General features: G+C 31.9%; 6 protein-coding genes. 3 read left to right on the top strand and 3 right to left on the bottom strand.

Annotation, left to right across the window (positions count from 1 at the left end):
* The 3 genes from ABJD66_RS02800 to ABJD66_RS02810 all read right to left on the bottom strand — a co-directional run.
* A partial coding sequence (locus ABJD66_RS02800) for a tRNA (guanine-N1)-methyltransferase (protein ID WP_348127970.1) occupies positions 1-588 on the bottom strand: 588 nt, incomplete at its 3' end.
* Positions 589-748: 160 nt separating this feature from the next.
* Complete coding sequence (locus ABJD66_RS02805) at positions 749-2,197, bottom strand: glyceraldehyde-3-phosphate dehydrogenase (protein WP_100895624.1); 1,449 nt, start codon at positions 2,195-2,197, stop codon at positions 749-751.
* A 139-nt stretch (positions 2,198-2,336) separates the two neighbouring features.
* Complete coding sequence (locus tag ABJD66_RS02810) at positions 2,337-3,737, bottom strand: trypsin-like peptidase domain-containing protein (RefSeq protein WP_198519428.1); 1,401 nt, start codon at positions 3,735-3,737, stop codon at positions 2,337-2,339.
* Between the two features lie 118 nt (positions 3,738-3,855).
* Here ABJD66_RS02810 and dapF point away from each other — a divergent pair, with 118 nt between their 5' ends.
* The 3 genes from dapF to mltG form a co-directional block, all read left to right on the top strand.
* Complete coding sequence (dapF, locus tag ABJD66_RS02815) at positions 3,856-4,629, top strand: diaminopimelate epimerase (protein WP_348127975.1); 774 nt, start codon at positions 3,856-3,858, stop codon at positions 4,627-4,629.
* Positions 4,623-5,147 (top strand): GNAT family protein, encoded by a 525-nt coding sequence (locus ABJD66_RS02820; protein ID WP_348127978.1) that lies wholly within the window; start codon positions 4,623-4,625, stop codon positions 5,145-5,147. Before dapF ends, ABJD66_RS02820 begins: the two co-directional genes overlap by 7 nt.
* Positions 5,147-6,053 (top strand): endolytic transglycosylase MltG (gene mltG / locus ABJD66_RS02825; protein ID WP_348127981.1); only part of this gene is annotated, 907 nt, incomplete at its 3' end. The genes ABJD66_RS02820 and mltG, both read left to right, overlap by 1 nt.

Raw genomic sequence — 6,053 nt, forward strand, 5'->3', positions numbered from 1 at the left:
GCTTATTTTTTGTTCTCGCTCTAAAGCTCTTCTTCGGTGGTCTTCAAACTCAGTCTCTAATTCTGCTAAGTTTGTTTTAGCTTCTTGCGTTAATACATTACTTTTTCTAAATCTGTAGATAAATAATAATAACAACGTAAGTAAACCACCAATAATAGACCACAATATAAGGTTGTATGTTACTTTAGATACTTGCATACCTAAAAAAGACATACTGTCTTTTTCCTCTGTAATTGCAGAAAGGTTTTTGGTTGTAGCGTCTAATTTTTGATTTAGATCACTAATGGTAGTTTCGTTTTCTTTAATAGTGCTTTTTAAAGATGTTTCAGTTTTACCGTAAGCAGACAAAGAATCTAATACATTCTTCTTTAGCTTAGCTAAGTTTGTAACTTTTACAACTTCATATTTAACACCAAGAGCTCTATAGTTACCAGATTTTTTGGCAACGTATTCAAATTGCGATTCAATAGGACCACTTTCTAAAGAAAAAGTAGTTTCTTCATCTTCTGATTCGTTTTCTTCTTGAGCAAACTGTACGTTCCATACTAGTAAAGCAATAAATATTGGTAATAGCTTTAAGCCTTTCATATAATGTTGTGTTTTAAAAAATTCTAATGAAGCGGCTAAAGTAATTTAATATTTTTAGATAAGAAAAAAACTCCGCTGAAACTTGGAGAATAATATAGGATTTCTCCTAAAATTAGCTCCAATTTATGAGTTACAACGAAGTTTTCCAACACATAATCGATTAATAGTAAGTAAATCTTCTTACTTTAGAGATGTACTTAGCTAATCTTATTACTTGATGAGAGTATCCATATTCATTATCATACCAGATATATAAAATAATGTTTTTACCATCTTTAGAAACTATGGTAGCAGGGCTATCATAAATTGATGGGGCAGAAGTGCCAACAATATCAGATGATACTAACTCATTATTTAAAGAGTATTTAATTTGCTCTACAAGGTCACCTTCTAAAGCGTATTTTTTAAGAATTGTATTAATACCTTCTTTAGATGTTTTATTATTAACATCTAAGTTTAATATAGCTAAAGACCCGTTTGGTACAGGAACTCTAATTGCATTAGAACTTAATTTGCCTTCTAAACTAGGTAGCGCTAAACATACTGCTTTACCAGCACCAGTTTCTGTTATCACCATGTTTAGTGCAGCTGCTCTACCACGACGGTATTTGCTATGCATGTTATCTACTAAATTCTGGTCGTTAGTATAGGCGTGTATAGTTTCTAAATGTCCTTTTTTAACACCTAAAGAATCTTCTACAATTTTTAAAATTGGAGTAATTGCATTTGTTGTACATGATGCAGCAGAAAATATTTTAGTAGTGTCTGGATTGTGCTCTAGGTGGTTAACACCGTGTACTATGTTTGGTATTCCTTTACCAGGAGCTGTTAATAATACTCTAGATGCTCCTTTAGATTGTAAGTGTCTACTTAAGGCTTCTTTATCTCTAAATGCACCAGTATTATCTATAATTAAGGCGCTAATTATACCATATTTAGTATAGTCTATATCTTCTGGTTTTTGTGCAGATATAATATGTACTGTTGTGCCATTAATAATTAATGCACTGTTTTCTACATCTACATCTATAGTGCCTGTAAAGTGACCGTGAACAGAATCTGTACGTAAAAGGCTAGCTCTTTTTTCTAATACATCTTTGTTTACAGTACCTCTAGTAACAATTGCTCTAAGTCTTAATTGGTTTCCTTTACCAGTTTTAGCCATAAGTTCTCTGGCAACTAACCTACCAATTCTACCAAAACCGTAAAGAACAACGTCTTTTGGTTTAATAGTTTTAGCGCCATCAGCATCTTTTAATTTGTCTAAAACAAATGCTTTAACATTGCTGTAGTTGTTGTCATCTGCGTGGTATTCATAAGTTAATTTACCTATGTCTAATTTTGCAGGTGGTAATTTAATGTCGTTAATTGCTCTTAAGATTTCAACAGAATCAAAAATTGAAATTGGTTTTTGTACAAATTCACCTGCATACTCGTGTAGGTTAATAATGTCGCTTACATTTTTATCAATAATCTGATTTTTGAAAAGAACTACCTCAATAGACTTGTCATACCACAGGTTGCTCACAATTTTTATGAACTCTGTAGTTGCTTTTCTACGGTCTGCTTGAAAAGCTAATTCTTTCTCGTACGATTTACTGGCACTCATTAAATATGATTTAAAAATGAATTTAATTTTGCGCAAAAGTACTATATTTCAAACGTTTTCGTAAAGTGTTTTGGTAAAAAAAAATGCAGACTTCGTTAAGTCTGCATTTTTAACCGTTTAAAAGGATTGTGTTTGTTACTTATTGAAAGATAAGACGTTCTCTTTCTCCTTTTTCGTTTACCATAGTAATACTTGTGTAACCGTATCTGCCAATAGCGCTAAAAAGGTTTTTAGCGTCGTAAACATTTTTAATTTCTTTTTTTCCTACAGCTATTAGTACTTTACCTTCTAGGTTGTACATTCTGTATAGCTCAGGCACACCTATAATTTTAACTCCATTTTTAGTTCTAAATTTTTTCTTATCCTTGTCGTTAAGGTTTTTAACTTCTAGGCCAAGACCTTCAATGATTATAGTTTGTCTTTCTTTTAGTATCACTGGTTTTAAAATCTCTTCATCATCTCTTTTAATTGCTATTTGTATAGTGTCTCCAGGTCTTTTAGATGATAAATAACCATTTAGATCTGCTAATTTATGAATATCAACTTCATCAGTTTTTTTAATAATATCACCACTTTGTAAGCCAGCCTCAAAAGCGCCAGAGTCCTCTGTTACATCTTCAATATAAACACCATCAACTTCATTTAAGCCGTTTTCTACAGCATATCTAGAGTTAACTTTAGGAGTAGAAATACCTAAAATTCCGTCTAAAACATTACCATATTCAATAATATCATCTACAACCTTTTTAGCAATATTACTTGGTACGGCAAAAGAATAGCCTACGTAAGAACCAGTTCTAGATGTAATAGCTGTGTTAACACCTATTAAATCTCCATTAGTATTTACTAATGCACCACCACTGTTTCCAGGGTTTACAGCAGCATCAGTCTGTATAAAAGATTGTGTTTTGTTGTTGGTATCTAAGTTACGAGCCTTAGCGCTTATAATACCAGCGGTAACCGTAGAAGTTAAATTAAATGGGTTACCTACAGCTAAAACCCACTCACCGACTTTAGCATTATTACTATCACCAAAAGCTAAATATGGTAATTTTCTCTTTGCATCAATCTTTAAGAGAGCAATATCTGTATTAGGGTCTGTGCCAACTAACTCTGCTATGTATGTTTTGTTATTATTTAAAGTAACCTGTAGTTGTGTGGCATTGTCTATAACGTGGTTGTTTGTAACAATGTAGCCATCTTCAGAAATTATAACCCCAGAACCAGTGCCAACTTGTGGCTCTGCAGAAACACTTTGTCCGTAAAAAAAGTGCAATACTCTATTTTTTTCCTCGTTTATAGATACATTTTTAACGTGTACTACTGCGTTAACCGTATTTTCTGCTGCAGATGTAAAATCTACTTCGTTTATACCTGCTCCTCTAAATGAAACAGGAGTGTTACTTGTTTTAAAAGTAGACGCATTAGAATCTTCTGTTATAATGTGATAATTTTGCTTCTCCAAAAATAATTTATAGGCTCCTAATGTAATTGTGCCAGCAAGCACAGAAACGGCTAGTAAACTTGTTATTTTTTTCATAATCATTCAATATATTAACATTTACAATCGTAAAATTATAGATTTTATATTTTAAAAGATCTAATTTAACGTCTTTTTAACTGCTAAAAAAACCTTAACAAATTATATATTTGTGACTATGCAAATTACATTTTATAAATATCAGGGAACAGGAAACGATTTTGTTATGATAGATAACAGGGATCTTAGTTTTCCTAAGCAAGATACCAAGTTAATTAATAAACTTTGCGACCGCAGATTTGGAATAGGAGCAGATGGCTTAATATTGTTAGAGAATGATAATAATTTAGATTTTAAAATGGTGTACTACAACGCAGATGGTAACGAGAGTACTATGTGCGGTAATGGCGGAAGATGTCTTGTTGCTTTTGCTAATTTTTTAGGAGTAGTAAAAGATGAGGCTACATTTAATGCTGTAGATGGTTTGCATAATGCTACTATTAATGGTGATATTGTAAGTTTACAAATGATAAATGTTGAAACAATTAAGGAAAAAGAATCGTATTTGTTTTTAGATACAGGATCTCCACACCATGTGCAATTGGTGCCTAATGTTACAGATTTTGATGTTTTTGCTGAAGGAAAAAAAATAAGATACGGACTTTATGGAGCTGCTGGTAGTAATGTAAATTTTGTAGCTAAAAATGATAAAGGTTATGAGGTTAGAACTTATGAAAGAGGTGTAGAAGATGAAACTTTGTCTTGTGGCACTGGTGTTACAGCTGTTGCTTTGGCAATGCATAAATCTGGAGATACAAATGCAACTACAATACCAATAAAAGCTATGGGAGGTAATTTAGAAATTAGCTTTACGGTAGAAGAAGAAGGTTATAAAAATATTTTTTTAACAGGACCAGCAAAACAAGTTTTTAAAGGTGAAATAGTATGTTAAATCTACAAGGAGAGCGTGTTTACTTAAGAGCAATAGAGCCTAATGACTTAGATTTTTTGTATCAATTAGAGAACGATACAGCTATTTGGGAAATTAGTGGTACTACGGCTCCATATGCAAAGCATATTTTAGAGTTGTATTTGCAAAACGCATACAAAGATATTTATGAGGCTAAACAACTACGTCTTTGTATTTGCGATGCAGAACATACTGTTTTAGGCTTGGTAGATTTGTTTGATTTTGACCCTGCAAATAAAAAAGTAGGTTTAGGTATTATTGTATCAGAAAAAAAGAAAAGAAATAAAGGAATAGGAGCAGGGGCTTTAGAGTTGGTTTGTTCTTATGTGTTTAAAGTATTGCACTTGCATCAAATTTATGCTAATGTTTTAGTAGACAATGAAGCTAGTAAGCATTTGTTTAAAAAAATGGGATTTGTTGCTGTTGGTGTTAAAAAAGATTGGATTTTTACAGGCGGAGAATTTAAGGACGAAATATTATATCAAAAGATAAATAATTAATGTACATAAAGAAGATTTTAGTAGCAATTTTGCTAATTGGTTTAGTGGGTTGTAGTGTGTTTGCCTATATGGTATATGGTGTATTTTTTACAGATAACACTAATTTTAATAATGATGATGCATACTTATATGTAAAATCTACTGATACATTTAAAGATGTAAAAGAACAAATTACGCCTTTACTTAAAGATGTTGAAGATTTTGAAGCTGCGGCAAAACGTAAAGGATATATTTCTAATGTTAAGTCTGGTAAGTTTGTTGTTAAAAAAGGAATGAATAATAATGAAATTATCAATTCTCTTCGTGGGCGTAATATTCCTGTAAAAGTATCTTTTAACAATCAGGAAACCTTAGAAGATTTGGCAGGTAGAGTTGCTGTGCAGATAGAAGCTGATAGCTTATCTTTATTAAATGCGTTTAATGATGAGTCTTTTTTAAAAGAAAATAACTTTACCAATGATAATAAGTTGGCAATGTATATACCTAATAGCTATGAGTTTTATTGGAATAGTTCTGCAGAAACTTTTAGATCTAAAATGCTTACAGAGTACAAGCGTTTTTGGAATGATAGTAGAAAGGCAAAAGCAAAAGCTTTAGGTTTGTCTAAAAACCAAGTTGTAGCATTGGCGTCTATAGTGCATAAAGAAACTGCAAAAGTGGATGAAAGACCAAGAGTTGCTGGTGTGTATTTAAATAGGTTGCGTAAAGGAATGCTATTACAGGCAGATCCAACTGTTATTTATGCGTTAAAATTGCATCAAAATAACTTTAACCAAGTAATTAAACGAGTACTTTATAAAGATTTAGAATTAGACTCTCCATATAACACATATAAGTATTCAGGATTGCCTCCTGGGCCAATTGCAATGCCAGATATTTCTGCTGTAAATGCTGTTTTAAATTCGG

This window comes from Cellulophaga sp. (genome assembly GCF_039943695.1).
GTDB lineage: Bacteria > Bacteroidota > Bacteroidia > Flavobacteriales > Flavobacteriaceae > Cellulophaga.